General features: G+C 71.8%; 27 protein-coding genes. 15 read left to right on the plus strand and 12 right to left on the minus strand.

From position 1 onward, the window contains the following. Positions 1-138 precede the first annotated feature (138 nt). Positions 139-1,608: a sigma-70 family RNA polymerase sigma factor gene (locus ABZ833_RS05915; protein WP_361041675.1), complete on the minus strand. Its 1,470-nt coding sequence runs from the start codon at positions 1,606-1,608 to the stop codon at positions 139-141. 206 nt (positions 1,609-1,814) lie between these two features. On the opposite strand from ABZ833_RS05915, the gene ABZ833_RS05920 reads away from it, so the two are divergent. Both ABZ833_RS05920 and ABZ833_RS05925 read left to right on the plus strand, forming a co-directional pair. Next, positions 1,815-2,228: an SsgA family sporulation/cell division regulator gene (locus ABZ833_RS05920; RefSeq protein WP_361041678.1), complete on the plus strand. Its 414-nt coding sequence runs from the start codon at positions 1,815-1,817 to the stop codon at positions 2,226-2,228. Positions 2,229-2,319: 91 nt separating this feature from the next. Further along, positions 2,320-3,054 carry a siderophore-interacting protein gene (locus tag ABZ833_RS05925; RefSeq protein WP_361041680.1) on the plus strand — a complete coding sequence of 245 codons (735 nt, stop codon included), beginning with the start codon at positions 2,320-2,322 and terminating at the stop codon, positions 3,052-3,054. Here ABZ833_RS05925 and ABZ833_RS05930 read toward each other — a convergent pair. Then, the gene (locus tag ABZ833_RS05930) at positions 3,030-4,220 is read right to left on the minus strand and encodes a serine hydrolase (protein ID WP_361041682.1); all 1,191 of its coding nucleotides are present in this window, start codon (positions 4,218-4,220) and stop codon (positions 3,030-3,032) included. The genes ABZ833_RS05925 and ABZ833_RS05930 overlap by 25 nt on opposite strands. A gap of 150 nt (positions 4,221-4,370) precedes the next feature. Between ABZ833_RS05930 and ABZ833_RS05935 the strand changes: the two genes are divergently transcribed. Continuing rightward, positions 4,371-5,072 (plus strand): restriction endonuclease, encoded by a 702-nt coding sequence (locus ABZ833_RS05935; RefSeq protein WP_361041685.1) that lies wholly within the window; start codon positions 4,371-4,373, stop codon positions 5,070-5,072. Positions 5,073-5,153: 81 nt separating this feature from the next. Here the strand turns inward: ABZ833_RS05935 and ABZ833_RS05940 are convergent, their stop codons facing one another. After that, positions 5,154-5,948, minus strand: a complete 795-nt coding sequence (locus ABZ833_RS05940) for an NAD(P)H-dependent oxidoreductase (protein WP_361041688.1) — start codon at positions 5,946-5,948, stop codon at positions 5,154-5,156. 97 nt (positions 5,949-6,045) lie between these two features. Here ABZ833_RS05940 and ABZ833_RS05945 point away from each other — a divergent pair, with 97 nt between their 5' ends. Then, on the plus strand, positions 6,046-6,915 hold the full coding sequence (locus ABZ833_RS05945) for a helix-turn-helix domain-containing protein (protein WP_361041690.1): 870 nt from the start codon (positions 6,046-6,048) through the stop codon (positions 6,913-6,915). Positions 6,916-6,960: 45 nt separating this feature from the next. Here ABZ833_RS05945 and ABZ833_RS05950 read toward each other — a convergent pair whose 3' ends face one another. Both ABZ833_RS05950 and ABZ833_RS05955 read right to left on the minus strand, forming a co-directional pair. After that, complete coding sequence (locus ABZ833_RS05950; protein ID WP_361041693.1) at positions 6,961-7,452, minus strand: glutathione peroxidase; 492 nt, start codon at positions 7,450-7,452, stop codon at positions 6,961-6,963. A 16-nt stretch (positions 7,453-7,468) separates the two neighbouring features. Next, complete coding sequence (locus ABZ833_RS05955; RefSeq protein ID WP_361041696.1) at positions 7,469-8,269, minus strand: ABC transporter permease; 801 nt, start codon at positions 8,267-8,269, stop codon at positions 7,469-7,471. A 150-nt stretch (positions 8,270-8,419) separates the two neighbouring features. On the opposite strand from ABZ833_RS05955, the gene ABZ833_RS05960 reads away from it, so the two are divergent. The 3 genes from ABZ833_RS05960 to ABZ833_RS05970 all read left to right on the plus strand — a co-directional run bounded on the left by ABZ833_RS05960 (position 8,420) and on the right by ABZ833_RS05970 (position 11,022). Continuing rightward, complete coding sequence (locus ABZ833_RS05960) at positions 8,420-9,505, plus strand: S-(hydroxymethyl)mycothiol dehydrogenase (RefSeq protein ID WP_361041698.1); 1,086 nt, start codon at positions 8,420-8,422, stop codon at positions 9,503-9,505. Further along, positions 9,505-10,134 carry an MBL fold metallo-hydrolase gene (locus ABZ833_RS05965; protein WP_361041701.1) on the plus strand — a complete coding sequence of 210 codons (630 nt, stop codon included), beginning with the start codon at positions 9,505-9,507 and terminating at the stop codon, positions 10,132-10,134. Before ABZ833_RS05960 ends, ABZ833_RS05965 begins: the two co-directional genes overlap by 1 nt. A 168-nt stretch (positions 10,135-10,302) precedes the next feature. After that, positions 10,303-11,022: a DUF2470 domain-containing protein gene (locus ABZ833_RS05970; protein WP_361041705.1), complete on the plus strand. Its 720-nt coding sequence runs from the start codon at positions 10,303-10,305 to the stop codon at positions 11,020-11,022. On the opposite strand, the gene ABZ833_RS05975 is transcribed toward ABZ833_RS05970, so the two are convergent. Beyond that, positions 10,993-11,283, minus strand: coding sequence for a YkvA family protein (locus ABZ833_RS05975; protein WP_361041707.1), 291 nt, complete (start codon positions 11,281-11,283; stop codon positions 10,993-10,995). The two genes, ABZ833_RS05970 and ABZ833_RS05975, sit on opposite strands and share 30 nt — an antisense overlap. A 195-nt stretch (positions 11,284-11,478) precedes the next feature. On the opposite strand from ABZ833_RS05975, the gene ABZ833_RS05980 reads away from it, so the two are divergent. Together ABZ833_RS05980 and ABZ833_RS05985 are read left to right on the plus strand one after the other, a co-directional pair. Continuing rightward, positions 11,479-12,678, plus strand: coding sequence for an amidohydrolase family protein (locus ABZ833_RS05980; RefSeq protein ID WP_361041709.1), 1,200 nt, complete (start codon positions 11,479-11,481; stop codon positions 12,676-12,678). Next, a complete protein-coding gene (locus ABZ833_RS05985; protein WP_361041712.1) occupies positions 12,671-13,252 on the plus strand; it encodes an isochorismatase family protein in 582 nt (193 codons plus the stop codon). Before ABZ833_RS05980 ends, ABZ833_RS05985 begins: the two co-directional genes overlap by 8 nt. A gap of 18 nt (positions 13,253-13,270) precedes the next feature. Here the strand turns inward: ABZ833_RS05985 and ABZ833_RS05990 are convergent, their stop codons facing one another. The 3 genes from ABZ833_RS05990 to ABZ833_RS06000 are packed head-to-tail and all read right to left on the minus strand — an operon-like array spanning position 13,271 to position 16,412. Beyond that, on the minus strand, positions 13,271-14,056 hold the full coding sequence (locus ABZ833_RS05990) for an SDR family NAD(P)-dependent oxidoreductase (protein ID WP_361041715.1): 786 nt from the start codon (positions 14,054-14,056) through the stop codon (positions 13,271-13,273). A gap of 17 nt (positions 14,057-14,073) precedes the next feature. Then, the gene (locus ABZ833_RS05995) at positions 14,074-14,748 is read right to left on the minus strand and encodes a helix-turn-helix domain-containing protein (RefSeq protein ID WP_361041718.1); all 675 of its coding nucleotides are present in this window, start codon (positions 14,746-14,748) and stop codon (positions 14,074-14,076) included. Positions 14,749-14,801: 53 nt separating this feature from the next. Beyond that, entirely contained in the window at positions 14,802-16,412 is a 1,611-nt protein-coding gene (locus ABZ833_RS06000) for an alpha-amylase family glycosyl hydrolase (protein ID WP_361041720.1), read from the minus strand. Between the two features lie 191 nt (positions 16,413-16,603). On the opposite strand from ABZ833_RS06000, the gene ABZ833_RS06005 reads away from it, so the two are divergent. Then, positions 16,604-17,272 carry a hypothetical protein gene (locus ABZ833_RS06005; RefSeq protein ID WP_361041722.1) on the plus strand — a complete coding sequence of 223 codons (669 nt, stop codon included), beginning with the start codon at positions 16,604-16,606 and terminating at the stop codon, positions 17,270-17,272. On the opposite strand, the gene ABZ833_RS06010 is transcribed toward ABZ833_RS06005, so the two are convergent. Then, the gene (locus ABZ833_RS06010) at positions 17,269-18,462 is read right to left on the minus strand and encodes a lactonase family protein (protein ID WP_361041724.1); all 1,194 of its coding nucleotides are present in this window, start codon (positions 18,460-18,462) and stop codon (positions 17,269-17,271) included. The genes ABZ833_RS06005 and ABZ833_RS06010 overlap by 4 nt on opposite strands. Positions 18,463-18,871: 409 nt before the next feature. On the opposite strand from ABZ833_RS06010, the gene ABZ833_RS06015 reads away from it, so the two are divergent. Then, on the plus strand, positions 18,872-19,258 hold the full coding sequence (locus tag ABZ833_RS06015) for an STAS domain-containing protein (protein ID WP_361041727.1): 387 nt from the start codon (positions 18,872-18,874) through the stop codon (positions 19,256-19,258). A 28-nt stretch (positions 19,259-19,286) separates the two neighbouring features. Continuing rightward, on the plus strand, positions 19,287-19,973 hold the full coding sequence (locus ABZ833_RS06020; protein WP_361041730.1) for a L,D-transpeptidase: 687 nt from the start codon (positions 19,287-19,289) through the stop codon (positions 19,971-19,973). A 49-nt stretch (positions 19,974-20,022) separates the two neighbouring features. On the opposite strand, the gene ABZ833_RS06025 is transcribed toward ABZ833_RS06020, so the two are convergent. Beyond that, a complete protein-coding gene (locus ABZ833_RS06025; protein WP_361041733.1) occupies positions 20,023-21,846 on the minus strand; it encodes a choice-of-anchor A family protein in 1,824 nt (607 codons plus the stop codon). Between the two features lie 298 nt (positions 21,847-22,144). Here ABZ833_RS06025 and ABZ833_RS06030 point away from each other — a divergent pair, with 298 nt between their 5' ends. Both ABZ833_RS06030 and ABZ833_RS06035 read left to right on the plus strand, forming a co-directional pair. Then, positions 22,145-22,813 carry a TNT domain-containing protein gene (locus ABZ833_RS06030; protein WP_361043108.1) on the plus strand — a complete coding sequence of 223 codons (669 nt, stop codon included), beginning with the start codon at positions 22,145-22,147 and terminating at the stop codon, positions 22,811-22,813. Positions 22,814-22,820: 7 nt separating this feature from the next. Further along, complete coding sequence (locus ABZ833_RS06035) at positions 22,821-23,057, plus strand: hypothetical protein (RefSeq protein WP_361041736.1); 237 nt, start codon at positions 22,821-22,823, stop codon at positions 23,055-23,057. 18 nt (positions 23,058-23,075) lie between these two features. Here the strand turns inward: ABZ833_RS06035 and rpmF are convergent, their stop codons facing one another. Next, the gene (rpmF, locus tag ABZ833_RS06040; protein WP_249591829.1) at positions 23,076-23,246 is read right to left on the minus strand and encodes a 50S ribosomal protein L32; all 171 of its coding nucleotides are present in this window, start codon (positions 23,244-23,246) and stop codon (positions 23,076-23,078) included. 167 nt (positions 23,247-23,413) lie between these two features. Between rpmF and ABZ833_RS06045 the strand changes: the two genes are divergently transcribed. Then, positions 23,414-24,934 (plus strand): membrane-associated oxidoreductase, encoded by a 1,521-nt coding sequence (locus ABZ833_RS06045; protein ID WP_361041740.1) that lies wholly within the window; start codon positions 23,414-23,416, stop codon positions 24,932-24,934. The last annotated feature ends 2 nt before the right edge of the window (positions 24,935-24,936 follow it).

Below are 24,936 nucleotides of genomic sequence, written 5' to 3' on the forward strand. Positions count from 1 at the left end.
CCGGAGTTCTCAGCCCGTCCGGCGTTTGAGGACGAACTCGGCAGAGCCGGTGATGACGGTAGGCAAGGCTCCCGCGCCAGAGCGGGTTTTCGGGAAGGGGCGGGGTGGGGGACTGAAGCAGTTGCCCCAACCCCGTACTTACGGGCTGTGGCAGATATATATCGGCCCGACCCACGGCTCACAGACCGGCTCCGGCGGAGGGGCGGGCTCGACCGGCGTCGGGTCCACCGGAGTGGGTTCCGGGGTGGGCGTCTGCGGCGTAGGCGTTGGAGTGGGCGTAGGCGTAGGCGTTGGAGTAGGCGTCGGCGTCGGAACCGGCGGCGCAACGGGTTCCGTCGGCTCAGCAGGCGCCACCGGAGCCACCGGCTCCGCCGAACCCTGCTGCTCAGGCTGAACCGGCGGCTCAGGCTCAGGAGCCTCCGGTTTCGCAGGAGCCTCCGGCTTCGCGGGAACTGGAGCCTCCTCGACGGCAGGCTTCTGCTCCGCAGGCTCCGCAGGCTCCGGAGCCGCGGGACGAGGTGCTTGCGGCGGACGAGTCTCCGGCGGACGAGCAACAGGCCCCGCCGGAGCGGAAGGCCGCTCCGGCGCCCCGCTCTCCACCGAGGCAGCCCGCTGCGGCGGCACCGCATGGCCCGAACCCGCACCCGCCCCCGCACCCGAACCCCCGAGCACAAGCCCCGCCGCCACAGCCGCCCCCGCCACGGACGCGCCCACGACCCCCACCGCGGCAGCGGGCAGCTTGCCGCCCCCGGTGAGGACGTGACGTACGCCGTGCAGCAAACCGCCGTGCCCGCCCGGGGCGGAAGCGGCGCCCGCTACCCCCGCGGAACCCGCGGCCAACGGCACGAGGAACTTGCCCGCGCCGCCCAGAACGAAGATCAGCAGCGCAGGTCCGACCAGCGCGGGCAGCCGGTCGTTCGCGCGGGCGAGCAGTGCGAGCCTGCCCCGGCAGTCGGCACAGTCATCGAGATGGGCGAGGAGCTGCTCGGACTGCCGGGCGGAGGCCTCGCCGCGTATGTGGCCGGGTATGCGGTCCCAGTGCTGCTCGCACGCGGGATCCTCGGGCGTCCCGGGATGCGCGCGCAGGAAAGCCTGCCGCATCCCTTCGCGGGCCCGGTGCAGCAGCACGGCCGTCGCACCCTGCCCGGCACCGATCCTGCGGCCGACCGTCTCCAGCGGCTGCCCCTCCGCCTCGGCCAGCCACAGCGCCTTCACCCACCGCTCGGGCAACTGGCCGAGCACACGGCCGAGCAGATCCACGGAGGACACACGGTCACCGGGGTCGTCACCGCCACTGGTCACCGCGCCGACGGCCTCCGGGGCATGCGGATCACGCGGCGTCTCGCGCCCGGCATCGCGCCCCACGGCCACCGCGAGATTCCGCACGGTCGTCATCAGGTACGCCGGTACGTTCTCGATCTCGTGGCCCGCGGAGAGCCGCCGCCAGACACGGAAGTGCGCCTCGGCGACGAGATCGTCGGCGACCCAGGCGTTGCCGGTCAGCGAGCGCGCGTAGGCGACAAGGCGGGGCTGTTCCTCCTCGTAGATGCGGGAGTACGTGGCCGTGGCGGGCGTGGTGACGGGCCCGTCGGCGGATACGTCGGTCATGGCAGAGCACTCTCCCGGTCCCACTGCGGGTGGTTCGGACGAATTCGAACACTAAGGGGTAAATGTCTGACTTGTGGTGTGGGAGTGGCGTAGGTCACAGAGATCGGCCCGTGTGTCGCGTAATGAACACCCTCGCCACGGACTCGAACAGTCACGGAAGAAAGCAGAGCGAGCAGCGGCAGCTGCGCCAGAAGAGGAGTCCGATCATGGCCGTCACCCTTGAGCAGCCCGCCCGCGCCCGCCTGGTCACCTCTGAAGGACGCGAGCGCCCGCTGCCCGTGACCCTGCGCTACGCGGCGGCCGACCCCCTGGCCGTTCAGATCACCTTCCCGCCGGAGGCCTCCCTCGACGGTGCGGAAGTCACCTGGATCTTCGCCCGACAGCTCCTGGAGGAGGGCCTTCGTGCCCCGGCGGGCGGCGGTGACGTGCACATCTGGCCGTGCGGGCGGGCGCGCACGGTGCTGGAGTTCCATGCGCCGCAGGGTCTTGCCCTGGTCCAGTTCGACAGAGCCGTGCTGCGGCGATTCCTGCTGCGTACGTACGCGGTCGTGGGGGCGGGGCGCGAGGTCGCGGGGCTCGACCTGGACCAGGATCTCGCCCGTCTCCTCGGTGGAGTCTGAGCGCGGCGCACGTACCCAGCAGTGATTAGGTTAGGCTGCCCTAACTCAATCATGGTGGGCGGTTTCCGGCCGCTCAGGGGAGGGGAATCCGATGGGGCATGGCTGGGAGGGCGCGGTCCTCAAGCTGTTCCGCGGCAAGGACTTCGAGTTCACCGTGACCGGCGCCGAGGACGTCACCGAGCACTATCGGCGCCTGCACCTCACGGACGGCGGCATGCTCGCGCAGACCGGAGTGCATCCGACGATGTGGGTGCGTCTGTGGTTCGACCAGGCGGACGGCAGGCACCACCAGCGCGCCTACACCCTGGTGGACCCCGATCCCGCCGCCGGTACGTTCAGCCTGGAGTTCGCCCTGCACGACGGCCGCGCGAGCGACTGGGCGCGCAAGGCCGGTCCGGGGGACAGGATCGAGGCCACCCTGCAGGGCACCGGCTTCGACGTGCCGGAGCCGCCGCCCGCACGGCTCCTGGTGATCGGGGACACGGCGGCGGTTCCGGCCGTCAACTCACTCCTCACCGCCATGCCCGACGTGCCGGCCACTGTCTGGCTCGAGACGCAGCACACCTCGGACCATGACCTCGACCTGCGCCTCGAGCCGGCCCTGCACGACCTGCACCGGGTGGAGCGACGCGACGCCGGTAGCCACTTCGTCGACGAGGTCAAGGCCGCCCTGCCCGCGCTGGTGGAGGACCCCGCCGACGTGTACGCGTGGATCACCTGCGACACGACGACGACCCGGACCCTCACCTCATACGTCCGCAAGGACCTCTCTATCCCGAGACAGCGCGTGCACGCGCTCGGCTACTGGCGCCCCGCGAAGCGGTAGGCACGGGCCGTCCGCCGCCGCCGGATCACCACCACCGAACCCGCCACCAGGGCCGCCGCACCCGCGGCGACGAGCAGGATCGCCGTCCAGTCCGAGCCGTCCGCCTCGACCCCGTGGGCCGCGAGCTCGGCGGCGTGCGCGGGACCCTGCGCCGTGCCCTGACTCTCGCTCTTGGGGACCAGCGAACCCACCGGCCTGACGTGCCCGGCCGCCTTGAACCCCCAGTCGAGGAGCGACCTGGCCTCTTCGTACACGCGGTGTCCGCCGCTCACCTGAGGGTTCATCACCGACACGACGAGGGTGCGGCCGCCGCGCTGCGCCGCGCTGATGAGGGTGTTGCCCGCGTGGCTGGTGTAGCCGTTCTTGATGCCGAGCAGGCCGGGGTAGCGGGCCACGCCGTCGGCCCCGGTCAGCAGGCGGTTGGTGTTCTGGATGGGGTAGGACCAGTTGCCGTTCGGGAACTTGGCGACCGACGTCGAGCAGTAGCGGGCGAACTGCGGGTCCGCGAGCCCCGCCCGGCCGAACACCGCAAGGTCGTACGCCGAGGAGACCTGCCCCGCCGCGTCGTAGCCGTCGGGGGAGACCACATGGGTGTCGCGGGCGCCCAGGGAGCGTGCCTTGGCGCGCATCTGACGGACGGTCTGCTGCCAGCCGCCGTTGAGCCCGGCCAGCACGTGCACGGCGTCGTTGCCCGAGCTGAGGAACACGCCACGCCACAGGTCGGCGATGGTGTAGCTGCGCCCCGCCTCCACGCCCACGAGGCTGCTGCCTTCACCGACCTCGGAGAGCTCGCTCTGGGTGACCTTGTGCCGGGCGACGGCGTCCAGGTGGGGCAGCGCGGTGAGGGCGAAGAGCGACTTCAGGGTGGAGGCGGGCGGCAGTTGGCGGTGCGCGTTGTGCGCGGCGAGCACTTCGCCCGAACGGGCGTCGGCCACCACCCAGGAGAGCGCGGAGACGTCGGCGGGGACGGCCGGGGCTCCGGCACCGGGGCGGGCCTGGACGCCCGGCCGGTCCAGGAGGTCCGAGGTGTACGCGGGGCCCGGCTTGGGCGGCGTGGGCTCTTCTGTGGCGGCCGCGGCGAAGGGTGTGGGCAGGAGGACCAGAGCGGCGACCGCGAGGGCCGCGGTGCGGACGGATGAGGAGCGCGGGAGGTACCTGATGACCATTCAGCCACCGTATGAGCGCGCCCCGAAGCCCGCAGGTCAGCTTGGTCCGGCTGGATGTACGGGGTGGCCGCCGACCGTGTGTGCGTGCGCTCTTCCCGAACGCGCCGTCCCTGCCCACACTGCTGTGCAAGGACGGCGGAGGGGGCCCTGATGACCGCTCGACGGGGACGGCGCACGGCGGCGAGCAGGCGGCGCGAGGCAAGGCGCAGGACGGGTGCGATGGGCGGCGCGGCGCTGCTGCTCCTAGTGGTGGTGTTCTGGTCGGCCATCTGGCCCTACGCGGCAGGGGTGTTGATCCTCGGTGGCCTCGGATTCGTGGGGTGGTGGCTGTGGCGCACGGACCGCATGGCGCGCGGCCGTGACCTCGAGTGGCGGCGCGAGGAAGGGGTGCGGGCGGGCCACCGGACGCTCGCGCAGGCGGACGCGATGACCGGCACCGAGTTCGAGGAGCTGGTCGCCGGGCTGTGCCGCAGGGACGGGTGCACCGAAGTGCGCCGCGTGGGCGGGGCGGGGGACAACGGCGCCGATGTCGTCGGGCGGCTCCCGGACGGCAGGACCATGGTCGTCCAGTGCAAGCGCTACGCGCCGAGCAGCACCGTCGCAAGCCGCGAGATGCGCGATCTCCTCGGTTCGCGGGTGCACTTCGGGGCCGATGTGGCGATCTTCGTGACGACCACGCGGTTCAGCCGCCCCTCGGAGACCTTCGCGGCAGGGCACGGCATCGTGGCCGTGCACCGTGACCACCTGGGCCTGTGGAACAGCGGCGCCTCGCTGGAGTCGCTGCTCGGCGTGAGCGGTGCGGGCCAGGGGGACACCCGGCACCGGGCGCGGTGGAAGAAGACGTACGGATAGCCCCGTACGCCTGGGGAGTTATGGGCCCGGTCGCCGCCATGACCGCGCCCTCGCTCCTGCCGCCTTCCAAGGGCCCGCCGCTCAGCCGCGCGGCCGGAGGTGGAGATCCGGTCCGCTCGTCCCGGGCGCCTCCACGCCGGGCAGCAGCCGCATGTCGTGGTCGTAGTCGCCGCCGACGAGCGACCGGAACGGCACGGGCTCATCCGTGAAGAGCCCGTCGAGCCGACGCCGGTACGCCCGCTTCGCCGCCGCGAACTGATCCTCCGGCAGGTCGTTCGACGCGTAGACCGCGAACGGTTCGAGTGGCTCCATGCCGGTGAAGAAGAACAGGCCGTGCTGCAGCGGATGCAGGATGTCCGTCAGGCGGCCATGGATGCCCCGGTCGGAGAGCGACGACTCACGGGCCCCTGCCGTCACCGACACCAGAGCCCGCCGCCCCGCGAGCGCGCCCCCGCTGTAGGGCGGGGGAACCGCCGGGCCGTAGCCGAACCCCGCGGTGAACACGCGGTCGATCCAGCCCTTCAGGATCGCGGGCGCGGAGAACCACCACAACGGGAACTGCAGGATCACCGCGTCCGCCCGGCGCACTTTCTCCTGCTCCGCCGCGATGTCGGGCGAAAGGCGGCCCGCGAGCGTCTCCCGCTCCGAGGCGGCCATGACGTGCAGCCGCCGGTCGGCGGTGTGGTCGGGGAAGTCGTCGGCGTCCACCGTCGCCTTCCACTTCATCGCGTACAGATCGGAGACCTGCACCTCGTGCCCGGCAGCGCGCAGTTCGTCGACCGCGAAGGCGGCCAGCGACGCGTTGAGCGAGCGGGGTTCCGGATGGGCGCTGACGACGAGGATCTTCTTCGGCTGCTGGGGCGTGGCTTCGTTCATGACGCCACGTTCTCCCGGACGGGACAGGCCAGCCAGAACCCTGTTCAACCGTCGGAACGCCGATCCTGGTACTGCGAGGGCCACGCATACTTGATCCATGGACGGCGTGGACCAGATGAAGAACAGCGACGGGATCGGCGACACCCGCCGGGCACTCGGCGGATTTCTGCGCGCCCGCCGGGGGCGCGTGGCGCCGGAACACGTGGGCATCGCCGGCGGCCGTCGCCGACGGGTGCGCGGGCTTCGCCGCGAGGAGCTGGCCCAGCTCGCCGGGATCAGCGTGGACTACTACGTACGTCTCGAACAGGGCAGGGCCACCCAGCCGTCCGCCGAGGTGCTCGACGCGCTCGCCGGGGCGCTCGGCCTCGACGTGGCGGAGCGCGGGCACCTGGCCACCCTGGCCGCGGCCCGGCGCGACCCCGCGCCCACGGCCCGGGTCAGCCCGCTGCTGCGGCGGATCCTGGACTCCATGGCCGACTTCCCGGCCTTCGCGACGGACCACCGCCTCGACGTGGTGGCCTGGAACAGCCTCGGCGCCGAGCTGATGGGCGGTCTGGCCGAACCGCGGCGGCGCGACAGGAACAACGCCCGGTTCCTCTTCCTCGACCCCGCGTCGCGCGAGGTGTTCCCCGACTGGGGCGACAGGGCGGCGGAGGCCGTGGGCCAGCTGCGGGTGGCGGCGGGGCGCTACCCCGAGGACGCGGAGCTGGCCGCGCTCATCGCCGAACTGGCCGCGCACAGCGCCGAGTTCCGCCGGATCTGGGACAGCGGCGAGGTCGTGATGTGCGCGGCGGGCCGCAAGCGGCTGCGGCACCCGGAGGCCAGGCTGCTCACCCTGGACTTCGAGACCTTGCACGTGCCGGCCGCCCCCGGTGAGACGGGGCTCGTGGTGCACGTGTTCAGCGCGCGCGAGGGCAGCGCGGAGGCCACCGCCCTCGCGGGTCTGGCCCAGCCCCTCCCGGGCTAGGCCGGCAGACCATCGAGTCCGGCGACTCCGCGCCCCTGCGGTGCGTTACTTCGGAAGGTTCGCCTCGATCGCGGCGATGACCTCGGGAGCGTCCGGCTCGGTCTGCGGGCCGAACCGGGCCACCACGTCGCCGTCCGCGCTGATCACGAACTTCTCGAAGTTCCAGCGGATGTCGCCGGTGTGCCCCTCGGCATCCGCCTGGCCCACGAGGTTCGCGTACAGCGCGTGCCGGTCGTCGCCGTTCACGTCGACCTTCTCGGTCATCGGGAACGTCACGCCGTACGTCGCCGAACAGAACTCGGCGATCTCGTCCGACGTACCGGGCTCCTGGCCCATGAACTGGTTGCAGGGCACGCCGAGGACGGTGAAGCCACGGGCCGCGTACTTCTCGTGCAGGCGCTCGAGGCCCGCGTACTGCGGGGTGAGGCCGCACTTGGAGGCGACGTTGACGATCAGAACGGCCTTGCCGAGGTACTGGCCCAGGTTCGCCGAGCCGCCCTGGAGGGCGCCGATCTCTGCATCTTCGTAGACAGACATGGTGCGGAGCCTACGCTCACGGGGCCCCGCCGATCACTCCGGTCCCCGCCCGGTTCAGGCGCCCGCTGGCGACCAGCTCGACGGTCGCGGCCACCGCGATCGTCTGGACCGCCATCAGGGCGATCAGCACGAACAGCTGCACCGCACCGGCGAGCACCGGCGACGCGCCTCCCAGGAGCATGCCGACGAACGCGCCCGGCAGCGTGACCAGGCCCACCGTGCGGGTCTGGTCGAGTCCGGGAAGCAGGGCGTCCGACGCGGCGGGGCGGATCACCTCGATGCGGGCGTCCCGGGCGAGCAGGCCGAGGGCGAGGCCCGCCTCGTACTCGCCGTTGCGGGAGTGGAGCTCATCGAGGGCGCGGCGCCCGCCGAGCACCGTCGCGGTGAGCGCGCCGCCGATCAGGATGCCGGTCACGGGGATCATGGCGATGCCGCGCACCGGAAGGAGCCCGGCCAGGGCCAGGCAGGTCACCACCGGGACGACGGGGCCCGCGATCGGCAGCGCCGCCCACCACCAGCTGCCGTTGGCGGTGATGCGGCGCCCTGCGGTGCGCGCGGCGACGGCGACCATCAGGAGCAGGAAGGCGAAGAGCGCCACGACATGGTGGATCACCCAGCCGATCGCCAGGGACACCACGCCCAGCTGCAGAGCCGCCCGCGCCCCGGCCACGAGGATCTCCCGCGCCCTGCCGTACGACCCGTCGGGGGAGAGGCGGAAAAGGGCGGCCGTCGTGGCCGCGGCGAGCAGCAGGACCAGGAGCGCCACACCGAGCGTCGCGTTGACCGGAAGCAGGGCTTGAGCAGCGAGATCGCGCACGCGCCCACCCTAGGGCCTCTCGTTTGGATCAGGCCGGGTTCCCGGGGTCGTCGCGGAGCGGCCCGGTCTGTGAGGATGCGGGAAGTACATGTGATGCCGGACGCGTAAGTGACGCCGGAAGCTGGACCGGAAGAAAGAGGGGCTGACCTCATGGCGCAGCAGGTACAGGGCGTGATCGCGCGCGCGAAGGGCGAGCCGGTACGGATCGAGACGATCGTCGTGCCGGATCCGGGGCCCGGGGAAGCCGTGGTGAAGGTGCAGGCCTGCGGTGTCTGTCACACCGACCTGCACTACCGCGAGGGCGGCATCAACGACGACTTCCCCTTCCTCCTCGGCCACGAGGCGGCGGGCGTCGTCGAGTCGGTCGGCGACGGTGTCACGGAGGTCGCGCCGGGCGACTTCGTGATCCTCAACTGGCGTGCGGTGTGCGGCCAGTGCCGCGCCTGCCTGCGCGGCCGCCCCCAGTACTGCTTCGACACGCACAACGCCAAGCAGAAGATGACCCTCACGGACGGCACGGAGCTCTCGCCCGCGCTCGGGATTGGCGCCTTCGCGGAGAAGACCCTCGTCGCCGCCGGGCAGTGCACCAAGGTCGACCCGGCCGCGTCGCCCGCCGCGGCGGGGCTCCTCGGCTGCGGTGTCATGGCCGGTATCGGCGCCGCCATCAACACCGGCAACGTGGGCCGCGGCGACTCGGTCGCCGTCATCGGCTGCGGCGGAGTGGGCAACGCGGCGGTCGTGGGCGCGCGGCTCGCCGGAGCCGCGAAGATCATCGCTGTCGACATCGACGACAAGAAGCTTCAGACGGCCAAGGGCCTTGGTGCCACGCACACCGTCAACTCCCGCTCCGCGGACCCGATCGAGGCGGTCCGCGAGCTGACCGGCGGCAACGGCGCCGACGTGGTCATCGAGGCGGTCGGCCGTCCGGAGACGTACGAACAGGCCTTCTACGCACGCGACCTGGCGGGCACGGTCGTCCTGGTCGGTGTGCCGACGCCGGACATGCGCATCGACCTGCCGCTCCTGGACGTCTTCGGGCGCGGCGGCGCGCTCAAGTCGAGCTGGTACGGCGACTGCCTGCCCTCACGTGACTTCCCGATGCTCATCGACCTCTACCAGCAGGGGCGGCTCGACCTGGACGCGTTCGTCACGGAGACGATCGCGCTCGAGGACGTGGAGAAGGCGTTCGAGCGGATGCACCACGGGGACGTCCTGCGTTCGGTGGTGGTCTTCTGATGGCGGCGCGCATCGACCACCTGGTCACCTCGGGCACGTTCTCCCTCGACGGAGGCACCTGGGACGTCGACAACAACGTATGGATCGTGGGGGACGACAGCGAGGTCGTGGTCATCGACGCCGCGCACGACGCGGACGCCATCGCGGCCGCGGTCGGGGAGCGCCGGGTCGTCGCGATCGTGTGCACGCACGCCCACGACGACCACATCGACGCGGCCCCCGCCCTCGCGGCCCGCACCGGCGCGCCGATCCTCCTTCACCCCGCCGACGCGGAGCTGTGGAAGCAGACCCATCCCGACCGTGCCCCTGACGGCGAGCTGTCCGACGGGCAGGAAATCGCCGTGGCGGGCATCGAGTTGAAGGTGCTGCACACCCCCGGCCACTGCCTGGGCGCCGTCAGCGTCTACGCGCCCGCGCTCGGCACGGTCTTCACCGGTGACACGCTCTTCGCGGGCGGTCCGGGAGCGACGGGCCGCTCGTTCAGCGACTTCCCGACGATCGTCGACTCGATCAGGGACCGGCTCCTCACGCTGCCCCCTCAGACGCAGGTGCGGACCGGGCACGGCGACAGCACGACGGTGGGCGCGGAGGCGCCGCACCTGGAGGAGTGGATCGCCCGCGGTCACTGACCAGGTCGGTTGCGGCCCCTGACCGCACCAACTGACGTACGCGACCGGGGTCCTGCCCGGTGCACCCGACTGGCCCCGCGTGGTTCGCCGCGCGGGGCCTTTCGCGTACTGGCCCTGTTCCGCGATCTCCGATAAGTTAGGCAAGGCTTACCTAATGGAGGTTCAAGGATGGGTGTCCGTCACGCCAGCACGTCCGTGCCCACCGCAGCGGCACGCGCTCGCTCACTGCTCACCACCGCGTGGTCCTGCGCGGTGACCACGGAGATCGGCAGGGATGAACTCGTCGGCGCGCACAGCGTCACGCCGGAGGGCATCCTCCTGCTGTCCCCGCCCCCCGACAGCGCGCTGGCCACCGCGATGATCTGCGCGCCGCGCGGTGAACCGTCCACGCTGGTGGAGTTCGCCGACGTCGCCCCCGTACCGGTCAGGGACCGGATCCGGGCCCGGCTGTGGCTCTCGGGGTCACTGGTGCCCGACGGGGAGGGCTTCATCTTCGCGCCGACCTGCGCCGTGCTGCACGACTCCACCGGCGGCCGGATCGGCATCGACCTCGACGAACTCGCCCTTGCGGCGCCCGACCCGCTGGCCGAGGCCGAGTCGCGGCTGCTCACCCACCTCGCCGACGCGCACGAGGACGCCGTCGAGCAGCTGACCAAGCTCGTCTGCGCGGACAGCCTGCACGGAGTGGTGCGCGTACGCCCGCTGGCCATCGACCGCTACGCCCTCACCCTGCGCCTGGAGAAGGCCCGCAGCCAGGCGGACGTCCGGCTCGCCTTCGACGAGCCCGTCGAGGACGTCACCCAGGTGACCGAGCGCATGCACATCCTGCTCACCAAAGCCCGCCACCTGCGCCGCCCCCTACTGCGCCCCGCGCCCCCCGATGCCTGAATTCGCCGACTTCATCGACCGCAGCGCGAGCACGAGCACCCCGATGTCATCGAGGAACACCGGGTCGGGCAGCAGATCGGCCGGCAGGACGAGATAGGCGACCGCGCCCCAGAACACCCACTGGCGCTCGACCGGCAGCCCCGCTCTGCGCAGCGTGCGCCGCGCGTGGACCAGACGTACGAGCAGCGCGATCGCGACCGCGAGTGTCGCGGCCACCAGGATCGCGCCGGCAACAAGGAGGACCTTGATTTCCGTGCTCATCAGACCCTGACCTCCGTCCTGCGACACCCTGCGACGTCCTGCGCGGGCACTCGGCCCAGGCTATGGGTACCCGCAGGACGCCGCGCGAACATTGCCTCCCGCTCGCGTCGCGCGGCGGACGTTCCGCCCTCCCATGACGGACGATGGAGACCGGCATCACGCCGGCTCCTCCAACTCCTTCCTGGAAAGGCAGAGATGAGCGAGACGAGCCAGACGCTGCTCACGGCAGGGCGGGTTCTGACCGGCCCGCGTGGTCAGTACGTCACGGACGGCGCCGTCCTGACCCAGGGCACGGACATCGTCGCCGTGGGCGCCCGAGCCGAGGTCGAGCCCCTGGCGCGCGGCGTGTCGCAGCGGTTCGCGCTGCCCGACGCCACGGTGCTTCCCGGACTCATCGACGCCCATGTCCACCTGGTCTTCGACGCGAGCAAGGACCCCGTCGCGGTCCTGGACGCGCACAGCGACACCACCCTCATGGTGGCGATGGAGGAGCGGGCGCTCCAGTTCCTGCGCAGCGGTGTCACCACGGTGCGCGATCTGGGTGACCGGGGCCGTCTCACCCTGCGCCTGCGCGAGGAGATCGCCGCGTCCCGGGTGCCAGGACCGCGGATCGTCGCCGCCACCACACCGCTGACCACCAAAGGCGGCCACTGCTGGTTCCTCGGCGGTGAGGTCGAGGGCGAGAGCGAGATCCGCGCGCTGGTGCGGCGCAACGCCGAACTGGGCGCGGACGTCATCAAGGTCATGGCCACCGGCGGCGGTCTCACCCGCGGCGGCCCCGCCACCTGGCAGCCCCAGTTCGGTGCCCCCGACATCCGCGTGATCGTCCGCGAGGCGCACCGCGCCGGTCTGCCGGTCGCCGCCCATGGGCACGGCACCGCGGGCATCGTGGCCGCCGTGATGGCGGGCGTCGACACCATCGAGCACTGCACCTGGATGACGCGCAAGGGGTTCGACCTGCGCGAGGACGTCCTGGACGCCATCGTCGCCAAGGGCATCCGGATCTGCCCCACCATCAGCCCGAACTGGCGGATGCTGCCCATGTTCTTCGGCGCCGAACGGGCCGAGGCCATGTTCGACCAGGTCCGCACGATGGCGGAGCACGGGGCACGCCTGATCGCCGGGACGGACGCGGGAGTGCAGCGTGCGGGCTGCGACGGCCTGGCCCAGAGCCTCGGTTTCTACCAGCACTTGGGCATCGGACCCGACCGCGTCATCGACATGGCGACCACGGAGGCCGCCGACGCCCTGGGCATCGCCGACCACGTCGGGCGCCTGGCCGCGGGCTACCGCGCCGACCTGATCGCGGTGCACGGCGATCCGCTCAAGGACGTTCAGGCCCTGGGCGATGTACGCCTGATCATGGCGAACGGCAAGATGGTGGACCATGAGTGAGTCATCGGCACATCCCGCCAAGCCCGTCCAAGCACTGATCGTCGTCGACATGCAGACCGCCTTCGTCACCGGAGAAGGCGCCGTGCCCGAAGCGGCCCGCGTCCTGGGCCGGACGACCGACCTGATCACGCGGGCCCGCGCCGCGGGCGCCCTCGTCGTCCAGCTCCAGAACGACGGAGAGCCGGGGTCCGTCGACGAACCCGGCACCCAGGGCTGGGAGATACACCTCCCGGCGGACGCCGACCGCGGCGAGAGGATCCTGCGCAAGACCGTCGACGACGGCTTCGAGGAGACCGGACTCGCGGACCTGCTCGCCGAGTCGGGCGTGCGGGACCTGGCCATCTGCGGGGTGCAGTCCGAGATGTGCGTGATGGCGACCGCGCGTACCGCCCTGGAACTGGACTTCCGCGTCGTCCTGCCGCACGACGCGCACGCGACGTACGACATCCCGGCCGCCGAGGGCATCAGCGACGTGGTCCCGGCGGCGATGGTGTCCCGGGTGGCCGAATGGGCCCTCGGCGACGAGGTGGAGATCGTCGCGAGGGCCCAGGACGTCGACTTCACCAAGCCGTAGGCCCGGCGGCCGCAAGGGTCAGCGGGCGGTGTACGCGCCGTCCACCAGGTGGTAGCTGCCGTGGATGAACGAGGCCCGCTCCGAGAGCAGGAATACGATCAGCTCGGCGACCTCCTCGGAGTGGCCGAGGCGGCCCGCCGGGTGCAGGGCGACGAGGGCGTCGTACGCCTCCTTGTCCATGTTCTGCAGGAGCGGCGTCTCGATGAAGCCGGGGCCGACCGCGTTCACGCGGACGCCCTTCGCCGCGTACTCGGCGGCGGCCGTCTTGGTGAGGCCCAACACGCCGTGCTTGGCGGCGACGTAGGCGGGGGATCCCGCGAAGCCGACGGAGCCGAGTATCGAGGCGACGTTCACGATGGCGCCCGCGCCCGCGGCCTCCAGGACGGGGAGTTCATAGCGCATCGAGTAGAAGACGCCGTCGAGGTTCGTGCGGATGACGCGGTTGTAGACGTCGATGTCGTACGCGCCCGTCGGCTTGCTCTCGCCGCCGATGCCCGCGTTGTTGACCGCGAGGTCGAGCCCGCCGAACGTGTCGACGGTGAACCGCACGGCGGCCTCGACCGACGCGGGTTCGGTGACGTCCAGGGCGACCGCGGCGGCCTTCACGCCCTCCGACAGGAGCTGCGCGGCGGCCTGCTCGGCGCCCTCGGCGTTGTAGTCGGCGATGACGACGTTCGCGCCGCCCTGGCCGAGGCGGCGGGCGGTGGCCAGACCGATGCCGGATGCGGCGCCCGTGACCAGGGCGGTCTTGCCCGCGAACTCGGTGGCGTAGTCGGGGACGGTGGTGGCGGGGGTGGTGCTCATGGTGCTCTTCACTTTCCTCATGCGATGTGGGAGGCCGCGAGGGCCGCCTCTTGGGTCAGGACGGCGTAGGCCCGCTCCACATGTGCGGTGAGGTCTGCGTCGTGTCCGTGCGTGCCGCGTGCCCAGCTGCGCAGGGCCGCGGTCAGCACTCCGGCGGCGGCACCGACGACGACGGCCGGGCGCTGGTCCCGGACGGGGTCGGTGCCGAGCCGGTCGGCGATGATCCGGACGGACTCGTCCTGGGCGTCGACCCGGACGCGTTCGTACGCGGCGAACAGCGCGGGTTCCGTGTCGACGAGGGCGAGCAGCGCCCGCGTCCGGGCCCGGCGGTGCAGGCCCGGGGTCTGCGGGTCGGTGAGCCAGTCGCGCACGGCCGCGCGGTAGGCGGCCAGCGGGGGCTCGTCGGCGGGGCGGGTGCGCAGGGCCGCGTTGATGCGGTCGCCGTCGGCGCGGGTGAAGTCGAGCGCCGCGGCCTCCTTGCTGCCGAAGTGGCGGCTGAAGGTGCGGCGCGTGACGTCGGCGCGCTCGGCGACGGCCTCCACGGTGACGGCCGCGAGGCCGTGCTCCAGGATCAGGTCGATGGCCGCGTCGGCGAGCGCTTCCCGGGTCTGCCGGGCCTTGCGCTGCCTGCGGTCCTCGCCGCCCCGGTCGGTGGCCGGGGCTCCTGGGCCGGATTCCGTCGCCTTGTTCATGTCTTCGACTGTACACCCCTGATGTCCCAATGGGACATCTGTCCCGCCGGGACTCAATCGGAGGCTGATGCGGCACACAGATCGAAGACGCCGTAGCCGAATCCCCGCGCCGTGACGACGCCGCTCCCGGCCTCCACGCCGTCCGCCTCCAGGGCCCGAGGGGCCGTCGGGCCCACGGCATCGGTGGTGAACGCCGCCGGTGTGCTGCGGGGATTGATCACCACGAGATGGCGCCCGCCCCTGACGTACACGAACGGATAGCCGCTGTGCAGCACCTCCACCGAGCCGTCGGGGCCCAGCTCCGGGGAGGCCTTGCGCAGGGCGATCAGGCGGCGCACGAGGTGCAGCAGGGAGGTGTCGTCGGCCAGCTGGGCGGCGACGTCGGGGCGCTGCGGGTCGGGGTCGACGGGGAGGTAGAGACGGTCGGCCGTGGCGGTGGAGAAACCGGCGTTCGCGCTGCCGTCCCACTGCATGGGGGTGCGCGAGCCCGCACGGTTGTAGCGCGGGCCGAGCACGCTGCCCTCGGTGTCGGGCAGGCCCGGGATGTAGCGCATGCCGATCTCGTCGCCGTAGTAGATCGCCGGGAGCGTGGGCCAGGTGAGCTGGAAGGCGAACGCCGCCGGAAGCTGCTCGGCCGTGCGCGGGCCGCAGTTGAGGCGGGAGAAGTCGTGGTTGGAGGTGGGCAGCGAGATGTGCCCGGCGTCGCCGATGGCCTCGCGGGCCGCCCGCCACGCCTCGACGAACGTACGTGCCGAGCCCTTGCCGCTCGGGTCGAAGAAGCAGTCGACGGGGTCCCACTCCTCGGATGCGGTGCCCTCGCCGTTGTTCCACAGCGAGCGCAGGGGACCGCCGTTGGTGGGCCCGCCGAACTGCAGGAAGAAGTCGACGTGGAACCCGGCGGGCACGGACACGGCCGGATCGCCCCACTCCGAGAGCAGCACCGCGTCCGGGTGGGCGGTGTCCAGCCAGCCGCGCAGCTCGGTCCACACCTCGGCCGTGGCCCTGCGGTCCGGGTCGTCCTTGACGAGGGAGTGCGCCATGTCGACGCGGAATCCGGCGAGGCCCAGGCGCAGCCAGTAGTCCATGATGTCGCGCAGGGCTGCCCGGTTGGCGCGCGGCCCCTCGGCGTCGACGGGCTGCCGCCACGGCTCGGCCGGATCCCTGCGCGCGTAACCGAAGTTGAGAGCGGGCTGGGATTCGAAGAAGTTCGGCAGATACGCGCCGGGGCGGCTCCCCGGGGACGGCACGAAACCGTCCACAAGGCCCTCGGGCGCCCAGATGTAGCGGTGGTCGCCCGGGTCGCAGGACGACGCGGTGAACCACGGATGCCGGTCGGATGTGTGCCCGGCCACCAGGTCGAGCAGCACCCGGATCCCGCGCCGCCCCGCCTCCGCCACCAGCCTGGCCAGGTCGTCGTCCGTGCCGTAACGCGGGGCCAGGGAAAGGTAGTCGGAGACGTCGTACCCGGCGTCGCGGAACGGCGAGGTGAAGCAGGGGTTGATCCAGACGGCGTTGACCCCCAGCCAGGCCAGGTGGTCCAGGTGTGCGGTGATGCCGTTGAAATCGCCGATGCCGTCGCCGTCGGAGTCGGCGAAGGACTGCGGATAGATCTGGTAGAAGACGGCGTCGGAGAGCCAGGCGGGGGCGGGACGGAACGAAGTCATGGAAGGGGTGCGGCCTTTCCCTCGTGTGCGTGCGGTGAGGCGGTCGGGGCTGAGGCGTATGCCCCTCCAGCGTCACGGCCATGAGCGCCTGAGTCCAGCACGCCTCCCTTCCCTGTCCTCGGCGTGTGTCGGCGTGCGGTGCCGGTGAGGCACGGTGGTTGTCCCGCCGCGGGCCGGGGTAGGTCCGCCCGGTGCTTTCCTTACCGGGCCACGCCCCGCCGCTGAGCGATCACTTCGCCGCCGAGGGCTATCTGCGACTGCCGTCGCTCATCCCTGCGCATCTGTCGGAGGAGCTGAAGCGGGAGGCGGAGCGGCTGGAGAAGCTGGCGGTGCGCAGGGACTTCGCCATGGCGGCGACGGACGATTCACCCCGCCACATGACCACCCTCGGCGGCCACACCATCGCCAGGGAATCCGTCCTGATCCCGCGTCTGTACGGTGACGGCGAACTCCTGGCCTGGCTCGGCACGGTCGCGTCCCTGCCCGTGGTCGAGGTCGCCGACCCCCTGGAGCGGCACGTCCTGAACATCCTGCACCGGCCCGGCGACACCCATGGGGCCCACACCGACGACTATCCCCTGGCCCTGGTGCTCTTCATCGAGGCGCCGGACGACCCGGCCGACGGCGGCCTGCTGCACTACACCCCGCGCGCGGGCGCCCTCGACGCCCTGCGCACCGCCGCCGTCCGGGCGCACCACAGGAGCGGCGACGGCTACCTCCTGCGGGCCGACACCACGGCCCATCGCGTCACCGCACTGCGCAGGCCGGGCGCCCGCCGCACGGTGCTGAACTTCGCCTACACCACCCCTGACCGGCAACAAGCGCGCACGTCGACGGCCTCCCACCTGTACGCGCCCTAGAGCGGCAGCGCGCACACGGCCAGCGGGGCCGCGAACGGCTCGCCCGTCAGGCGCAGTCGGCCGTCCTTTCCCACCTGGAAGACGCTCACCGAGCTCGACTTCTGGTTCGCCGCGAACAGCAGTCGCTGCGAGGGCGAGAAGGCGACGTGCCGGGGGAAGTCCCCGCCGACGGGGACGGTGTCGAGCAGCCGCAGCCTGGCGCCGCCCTCTTCGATCGCGTACCGCGTGAGGCTGTTGTGCCCGCGATTGGCGAGAAAGGCGAAGGTGCCCTCGCGGGTGACGGCCAACTGCGCCGGATAGCTGGTGCCTTCGCCCGTCCCGGTGGACTGCGGCGCACCCGGCGTCAGCCGCCCGCTCGCGGGGTCGTACCCGCAGACGACCACGGTGTTGTCGACCTCGTTCGCCAGATAGGCGAAGCGTCCGGAAGGGTGGAAGGTGAGGTGGCGCGGTCCCGCGCCCGGTCGCAGGGTGGCGTACGAGACCTGGGTGAGCCTCCCCTTCTTCGTGTCGAGGCGGTAGCTGTAGACGGCGTCGTTGCCCAGGTCGACGGCCAGGAGGTGTCCGCCGTCCGGGCTGGTCACGATCTGGTGGGCGTGCGGCCCGTCCTGCCCCGGGCCGGGAGGCGGGCTGGAGTGGGTGACCGAGTCGGTCAACTCGCCCAGCGCGCCCGAACTCTGGATCGGATGGACGGCCACGCTCCCCGAGAGGTAGTTCGCGCTGAGCAGCCAGCGCCCGCTCGGGTGCACGGAAAGATGGCAGGGCCCGGCACCGCCGGTGTCTCGCGCGCCAAGGACTTCGGGACCCGAGGCCGAGAGCGCGATCGCGGTCACGCCGCCCTTCTCCCGCTCGTTGACGGCGTAGAGCGTCCGGCCCGAAGGGTGGAGGCAGAGGTAGGACGGATCGGGTACGCCGGCGAGGGTGCCGGTGCCGGTGATGCGCCCGGTCGCGTCGTCGTACGTCGCCAGACCGAGGCCGGTGCCCCCGCCGGACTGGCTGGTGTACGTACCGAGGAACAGCTGCCGTGTGCGGCGCGGCGGCCGTTCGGGGGAGAGGGCGGACGCGGAGGCGGACGCGGGCGTGGCGACAGCGGCGGCGGCAGCCGTGGCGGCGACGGCTCCGATGAATCCGCGCCGCCCCCAGCCGCTTGTCTCGGACCGGCTGTCGGACCCGCTGTTCATCTCTGCCGCCATGTCCGCTCCTCGAGTGTCGGTAGTGACGCGTGTGGCAGACAGAGTGATGCCCAGAACCCCCACGATCAAGAGGCGCAACCCGAGTTGCATTCTGTGCAATGCCGAGATCGCTGAGGGACGAAGGCCCGGCGTCGGGCGTCCGCGCCCTTCTGGCGCGGCGTGCGATCGGCGTCGCGCACAGCGCGTAGAACACGGAGAGTAACTGCGGCAGGTCAACCGCGAATATGCGCCGCACGGTGGCCGGGGATGCCACCCTGAGGTATGAACTGGCCCTGAGCGGGCAAGATGTAGATGCCATTCGCGGTGCCGCCCCAGTCCCCGGCGGCGTCGGGCGCCGGCCTCGGGGCCGCGCCGCTCGCGTTGTCGTAACTCTTCGTATGCGGGGTGTAGGGAAATTGGGGGGTGGATCATGGGCACGCCCGACCCGGGCTTTGGGCTGCATCACCGTGTGGTGGACGGATCGATCGTTCTGACGTTCCGCGGCGAACTGGACGCCTGGGCTGACCTGGAACTCGCTCCGCGCATAGCGGAGTTACTGGACCCGCCAGGCGTTGACGTGGTGGTGGACCTGCGGCAGGTGTCCTTTCTGGACGCCGGCGGCCTGCGGCTGCTGGTGCGCATCAAGGGCCTGGCCGTCGCGAGGCGGTGCTCCCTGCGGCTGGTGCGCAGCAGTCCGCGCGTCTGGCGGGTGCTGCGCATCACGCGCCTCGACCGCAGTTTCAGCGTCCTGGACGGCATGCCCGCCGACCTGGACACGCCCGACGGCTGCGAGGGAAACCTGAACAGACCAGCCTAGAACGGGCGCAAGCGGCAAATCTGATTACATGACGTACCCCTTCGCCCGCTCCCTCCTCGCCACGACGGTCCTGCTCCTCGCCCTGCCCGCCGTCCCGGCAGCCGCCGCGTCCGCCCGCCCCGAGCCGCCGTGCACCTCAGGGACCGCCCCCTACCAGCGCCAGCTGGAGCGAGAGTTGCGCAGACCGGTCGACGGGATCCAGTCGCCGCAGGACTGCGCGGCGATCCGGCGGTTGCAGCAGCGGCTCGGCGTCTCTCCCGCCGACGGGCGTGCCTCGCTGCGGACGTACCGGACGGTGGTCGCCGACAAGGTGCGGCGTGACCCCGCAGCCCGCCGGGGCTGTCCGTCCCGGGCCTACCGAGTGGTCTGCGTGGACCTGACCCGGCAGCTCCTCTGGGTGCAGGCGGGGCGGCGCCTGGAATTCGCGCCGGTGCCGATGCGCAGCGGGCGCGACGGCCTGGAGACGCGGCGCGGCTGGCACCGGATCTTCTGGAAGCACCGGGACCACTTCTCGACGATCTACAAGGTGCCGATGCCCTACGCCCAGTTCTTCAACGGCGGCCAGGCCCTGCACGGCACCCGGCACGACCTCTTCTCCTCCGGGTCCGGCGGCTGCGTGAACCTGACGGTGGCGGACGCGAAGCGGCTCTACCGGCTGCTGCACAAGGGTGACCGGATCTACGTGTGGGGAACGAAGCCGGGCACCGGCGGCTGACGGACCGCCGGCTGCCGGTGCCTGGCCTCACCCGTGCCTTACCCGGGGCTCAGCTCCTGCCGCCCTTCTTGCCTGTGTCGTCACGCACATTGCTGAGCCGGACGGTGACGCCCTTGGTGGCGTTGTCCTTCGTCAGCCGGTAGGGGCCGGTGACCGCGGGGGAGGGCAGACGGTAGCCGTCCGGCACGGCCGTCTCCCTGAGGTAGTAGGAGTCGAGCGGCTGGTCGGTGAAGTCGCAGCGGCCCTGGCTGTCCGTGGCGCACCCTTGCCCCCTGCGGGTGTCCGGGTCCGCTCCTCCGGTCTGCAGACCGTCCTTGCCGTTGGTCTCGCGCCACAGCTCGAACACGGCCCCGGCCAGCGGGCGGCCGGTGGTGCGGTCCGTCTTGCGGACGTGCAGGTCGCCCCTGGTGTCGTCGGTGGGTGTCTTCTTCTTGTTCTTCGCGGTCACCTTGACGCCGTCGCCCGCGTTCTGCGCGGTCACGACGAGCGGACCGAAGGAGGCGGGGGAGGGCAGGGCGTACCCGTCCGGGGCCTTGGTCTCCACCCAGTAGTACGTGCCGAGCGGCACCGTCCGGTTGCACTCGCCCTGGGCGTCCGTGGTGCACGGAGCGCCGACCTGGGTGTCGGGGCTGTCGCCGGAGGTCTGCACGCCGGGGACTCCGTTGGTCTCCTGCCAGAGCTCGAAGACGGCACCGGGCAGGGCCTTCCCGCCCGCCGCGTCCTTCTTGGCGATCTCGACCGTGCCGGTCACGGTCGGCTCGGCCCCGCACTCGGGCAGGTCACCCACGAAGGGGTAGTTGTGGAACTCCTGGCCGCCTCCGCCGTTCTTCGCGCTGGTGTGGGTGAGCGAACCGGTCGTGAAGAAGCGTCCGTTGATGCCGGGCACGCTGACCGTCGTGTCCGACGCGTTCTGGCCGATCAGTACGCTGCCCTGGAACTGCCCGGTGCCCTTGATCTCCACGTCCGTCGCGTCGGGGAAGTTCCACAGCAGGCGCTCCCGCAGCCCGTTGAGCGGGTCCGTGGCGTCGTCGATGCCGCCGCTGTACGTGTTGACCACCCGCTGCGTGCCCAGCACGTTGACCAGGACCGTCGCCCCGTCCGGGATGTTCACGAAACGGATGCCCTCCTGCCCGCCGGACGCGCCGGCCAGGTCGAAGTCGACGTTGAACACCTGGAGCGCCGATGTGCCGTCCCCGGTGAACACGGTCTCGCCGCCCCCGTGCACGGCCGTACCGGTCGGCGTACGCGTACCGGCCTCCCCGTGCGCGTAGCACTGGCTGGCCGCGTTGAGCTGACCGCGCAGCGCGGTGTACGGCGCCGCCGCGTCCGGGTCCTCGGTCACGTCCTGGGCCGTGATCGTGCCGCTCGCCGCGCCCGCGTGACGTACGACCCCCTGCTCGGCGAGGAGCCGCTCGCCCGCACCGACCGTGATGCCGCCCCCGGTGGTGAGCCAGTCGGAACCGACCGGCGGCGCGACCCGGGATCCGACGCCCGCCTCGCCGACGTTGTAGGCGCCGCCGACCCCGTCCGCCTTGTCCTGGTCGAAGTCGCCGAGGACGACGACACGCCCCTCGGCCTCCGCCGCGCTCCCGCGCACCCGGAAGTCGCCGCCCGCGAAGACGTTGATCGCGTCGTCGCGGAACACGATCGAGCCATTGTCGATGGGCGGGTACGGGCCCGGAGGACAGTTGCCCGGTACGCAGGGGCCAAGACCTCCGGGAAGCGGCGCGGCCACGGCCCGGTCGGCGGGTGGGTCCCCGGCCGACGCGAAGGCGTTCCCGGAGGGGAACAGCGGAACGGACGCGGCGGCGAACGCGCAGCTCAAGGTCGTCAGCAGGCGTCCGGCACGATGCGTGTGGAACATTCCGGGCATGTCGATAACCAGCTCCTCAGGCGATAGGAAAGGCTCCTTACCGGCAGCTTGCGACAGCCTCACGCCGGGCCCGGCGCGGCAGGGCCGCGTCCTGGTGGGAGCGGGCGAACTTCCACTCTCACGGCGGCCCCCGGTGGGGTGAGGGTCTGCTCGGCGCCTTCTCCGCCGGGGCGCGATGGCCGGTTCTGGCTCGCCGTGACGGAAGTTGACCACTGAGAGCCACTGCTCGGATACGGTGTGCGAGCTGTTTTTCGTTTCCCGTGGACACCCGAGGAGTTGCTGAGTGGACCGCAGTTCTGTGATCCGGATGCGTACTGTGCTGGCCGCGCTGGGCGTGGCGACCGCGATGGCGGCGGCACCCACCGCGACGGCGGCGGCGGAGCAGAAGCCGTCGTCCTCGGCGCGGCACGAGCCCTGCACCGGTGAGTTCCACAAGGACGCCCGCCTCGGCCCGAAGTGGCTCCCCAAGAAATGGCAGGAGCCGGTCGGCCCGCTGCTCAAGGGATGGAAGCGCACGGGTGGCCTCTCGCCGTCGTCCTTCCTGAAGAAGTACTGGGAAGGGCCCGCCGACTCGGGCAGCTGGAAGTACCCGCCGAACGACGGCTTCGAGACGGTCAACGGCCAGGTCGACAAGCATCCCGAGGAGCTGGAGGAGGGTGAACTCCTCGACCGCTTCGGATCGGAGTACGGCTCGTTCCTGGCCCCCGCGGGCGACTCGTACGCCGAGCGTGCGCTGCCCCCGCAGAACCTCAACACCCGTGACGCCGCGGTCGCCTGCGACTACCGCGTCTACGAGGTGAGCAAGCCGTTCCACGTCTGGCAGGGCGGCATCGCCCCCTGGTTCGCGCAGCCCGGCGGCGGCCAGCAGGTCAAGCTCGACCCGGTCTTCCTGGACCCGGGCGAGGGGCAGCGCCTGAACGTGAAGTGGCTGCTGGATCACGGCTACCTCGAGCCCGCGAACGACTAGCGCGCCGATGGACGTCCGTGGACTGCCCACCGCGCTGCGCGAGGCCGGTGTCGCCGACGGCTATTACTGGATCGAGGGCGTCCATGAACCGGCCCCCACGCCCCCCGACTTCGTCTACCTGCGGAGGACCGAGGACGGCGAGGCGTGGGAGACCGGAACGTACGAACGCGGAACGCACCATCCCCTCGCCCGGCACGCGGACGAGGGGGAGGCGTGCGCGCAGCTGCTGCGCCTGCTGGTGTGAGGCGTCGGGCCGTGCCCGTCAGCCCTCGGGGCGCAGCAGGCCGCGCTGGTAGGCCTTGGCGAGCCGCTGGGGCACCAGGTAGGCGGAGCCGTCGACGGTGACCGGCACGAGCTGGGGAGTGCTGGCCTTCCACTGGGCTCGGCGGTGGCGGGTGTTGCTGCGGGACATCTTCCGCTTGGGTACGGCCATGGGCTCGGGTCCTCTCTCGGCGGTGCGGTGCCGAGGCTATATGAAAATGGATCCCATTTCGAATTGAGGCTCCGCTCAGGGTTCCGCGCCGACGGGCAGGTGATCCCAAGGGGCCGATGCGGGGCCGGAGTTGACAGCTCGAACACGGTCGCGACAGCATCCCGCCGATGGAGATCACCGACCTGACACCCGCGGAGCGCCGCGTCTGGCAGGCGTTTCCGCTCGGCGAGGGCGTCGACTTCCGCGAGAGCCCCGAGGTCCGTGAGAGCCCCGAGGACGATCCCGGGACCGGTGGGTCCTGGGGGCCCGAGCGGACGGTGCGTGCCGAGGTGCTGCGTGCACTGCTGCTCAATGGGCCGACGGAGGACGGCGAGATCGCGGGCATGAAGCTGACGGGCGCGCGGATCACCGGGTGCCTCGACCTCATGTACGGGACGGTCGAGCAGCCCGTGCGGCTGCGGTCCTGCCACTTCGAGGAGGCGCCGAACCTGTACGGGGCCCAGGTCCGCACGCTGGCGCTCAGCGACTCGGTTCTGCCGGGGCTGAAGGCGGGCACCCTCCGGGTCGAGCTTGCCCTGCGGATCACCTGCTGCCGGATAGCGGGCCCCGTGCGGCTCGCGGGCGCACAGATCACCGGCGCCTTCTTCGCCAACGGGGCGGAGCTGGGCACCCCGCACGATCCCGGGGCGCCGGACGCGCCGGACCCCGAAGCCGCGGTGGAAGCGGTGCTGCAGCTGAACCACGCGGTGATCGGCGCCGACGTATGGGCCCCCGGCCTGGTGGCCCATGGCCAGGTCCGGATGAACGGAGCCACCGTCGGAGGCCAGGTCAACCTCGACGGAGCCGAAGTGGGCGGCGGCCCCGGTGAGATCGCCTTGGACGTCGAGACCCTGTCGGTCGGCACCGATCTGCGGGCCAAGCGGCTGCGCGCCCGCGGCACGGTCAACATGAGCGGCGCCAGAATCCCGCGGCACGTCAATCTGGCCTACGCCCGCCTCTCCCACCCCGGCGGGACGGCGCTGCGCGCCAGCAGCTGTGTCGTCGGGGAGCTGTGGCTGCGGGAGGCCGCTCCGATCCAGGGGACCGTGAACCTGCGCCGCTCCCAGCTGGACCTCCTGTACGTCTCCCCGGAGGTGTGGCCCGACCAGGTCAAGCTCGACGGCCTCGGCTACCGAAGGCTCGCCCCTGACCTGCCCGCGGAGCAGCGGCTGCCGCTCCTCGAGCGTGAGGCGACCGGCTATCTCCCGCAGGGCTACGAGCAGTTGGCCGCCGCGTACCGCACGGTGGGCGACGAGGCCGCCGCCCGCACCGTGCAGCTGGCCAAGCTCCGCCGCCACCGGCGCACCCTGCCCGCGTACGCCAGGATCTGGGGTCACCTGCAGGACGTGACGGTCGGCTACGGGTTCCGCCCGATGCGTGCCGCCGGGTGGCTGCTGGTGTTGCTGCTCACCGGCGCCGTCGCCTTCGCCCTCCACCATCCGCGCCCGCTGAAGTCCGACGAGGCCCCGCACTTCAACCCCGTCTTCTACACCCTTGACCTGCTCCTTCCGATCATCGGCTTCGGGCAGGAGTCGGCCTTCGCGCCGGACGGCGGGTACCAGTGGCTCTCGTATCTGCTGATCGCCACGGGCTGGGTCCTGGTGACCACGGTCGCGGCCGGCATCACGCGCTCGCTCAGCCGCCAGTGACG

The organism is Streptomyces sp. NPDC047525 (genome assembly GCF_040643025.1).
Taxonomy (GTDB): Bacteria; Actinomycetota; Actinomycetes; order Streptomycetales; family Streptomycetaceae; genus Streptomyces; species Streptomyces durmitorensis.

Coding starts and splice junctions, on each gene's coding strand:
- ABZ833_RS05915 (WP_361041675.1), bottom strand. CDS start 1,608: ATGACCGACGTATCCGCCGACGGGCCCGTCACCACGCCCGCCACGGCC.
- ABZ833_RS05920 (WP_361041678.1), top strand. CDS start 1,815: ATGGCCGTCACCCTTGAGCAGCCCGCCCGCGCCCGCCTGGTCACCTCT.
- ABZ833_RS05925 (WP_361041680.1), top strand. CDS start 2,320: ATGGGGCATGGCTGGGAGGGCGCGGTCCTCAAGCTGTTCCGCGGCAAG.
- ABZ833_RS05930 (WP_361041682.1), bottom strand. CDS start 4,220: ATGGTCATCAGGTACCTCCCGCGCTCCTCATCCGTCCGCACCGCGGCC.
- ABZ833_RS05935 (WP_361041685.1), top strand. CDS start 4,371: ATGACCGCTCGACGGGGACGGCGCACGGCGGCGAGCAGGCGGCGCGAG.
- ABZ833_RS05940 (WP_361041688.1), bottom strand. CDS start 5,948: ATGAACGAAGCCACGCCCCAGCAGCCGAAGAAGATCCTCGTCGTCAGC.
- ABZ833_RS05945 (WP_361041690.1), top strand. CDS start 6,046: ATGGACGGCGTGGACCAGATGAAGAACAGCGACGGGATCGGCGACACC.
- ABZ833_RS05950 (WP_361041693.1), bottom strand. CDS start 7,452: ATGTCTGTCTACGAAGATGCAGAGATCGGCGCCCTCCAGGGCGGCTCG.
- ABZ833_RS05960 (WP_361041698.1), top strand. CDS start 8,420: ATGGCGCAGCAGGTACAGGGCGTGATCGCGCGCGCGAAGGGCGAGCCG.
- ABZ833_RS05965 (WP_361041701.1), top strand. CDS start 9,505: ATGGCGGCGCGCATCGACCACCTGGTCACCTCGGGCACGTTCTCCCTC.
- ABZ833_RS05970 (WP_361041705.1), top strand. CDS start 10,303: ATGGGTGTCCGTCACGCCAGCACGTCCGTGCCCACCGCAGCGGCACGC.
- ABZ833_RS05975 (WP_361041707.1), bottom strand. CDS start 11,283: ATGAGCACGGAAATCAAGGTCCTCCTTGTTGCCGGCGCGATCCTGGTG.
- ABZ833_RS05980 (WP_361041709.1), top strand. CDS start 11,479: ATGAGCGAGACGAGCCAGACGCTGCTCACGGCAGGGCGGGTTCTGACC.
- ABZ833_RS05985 (WP_361041712.1), top strand. CDS start 12,671: ATGAGTGAGTCATCGGCACATCCCGCCAAGCCCGTCCAAGCACTGATC.
- ABZ833_RS05990 (WP_361041715.1), bottom strand. CDS start 14,056: ATGAGCACCACCCCCGCCACCACCGTCCCCGACTACGCCACCGAGTTC.
- ABZ833_RS05995 (WP_361041718.1), bottom strand. CDS start 14,748: ATGAACAAGGCGACGGAATCCGGCCCAGGAGCCCCGGCCACCGACCGG.
- ABZ833_RS06000 (WP_361041720.1), bottom strand. CDS start 16,412: ATGACTTCGTTCCGTCCCGCCCCCGCCTGGCTCTCCGACGCCGTCTTC.
- ABZ833_RS06010 (WP_361041724.1), bottom strand. CDS start 18,462: ATGGCGGCAGAGATGAACAGCGGGTCCGACAGCCGGTCCGAGACAAGC.
- ABZ833_RS06015 (WP_361041727.1), top strand. CDS start 18,872: ATGGGCACGCCCGACCCGGGCTTTGGGCTGCATCACCGTGTGGTGGAC.
- ABZ833_RS06020 (WP_361041730.1), top strand. CDS start 19,287: ATGACGTACCCCTTCGCCCGCTCCCTCCTCGCCACGACGGTCCTGCTC.
- ABZ833_RS06025 (WP_361041733.1), bottom strand. CDS start 21,846: ATGCCCGGAATGTTCCACACGCATCGTGCCGGACGCCTGCTGACGACC.
- ABZ833_RS06035 (WP_361041736.1), top strand. CDS start 22,821: ATGGACGTCCGTGGACTGCCCACCGCGCTGCGCGAGGCCGGTGTCGCC.
- rpmF (WP_249591829.1), bottom strand. CDS start 23,246: ATGGCCGTACCCAAGCGGAAGATGTCCCGCAGCAACACCCGCCACCGC.
- ABZ833_RS06045 (WP_361041740.1), top strand. CDS start 23,414: ATGGAGATCACCGACCTGACACCCGCGGAGCGCCGCGTCTGGCAGGCG.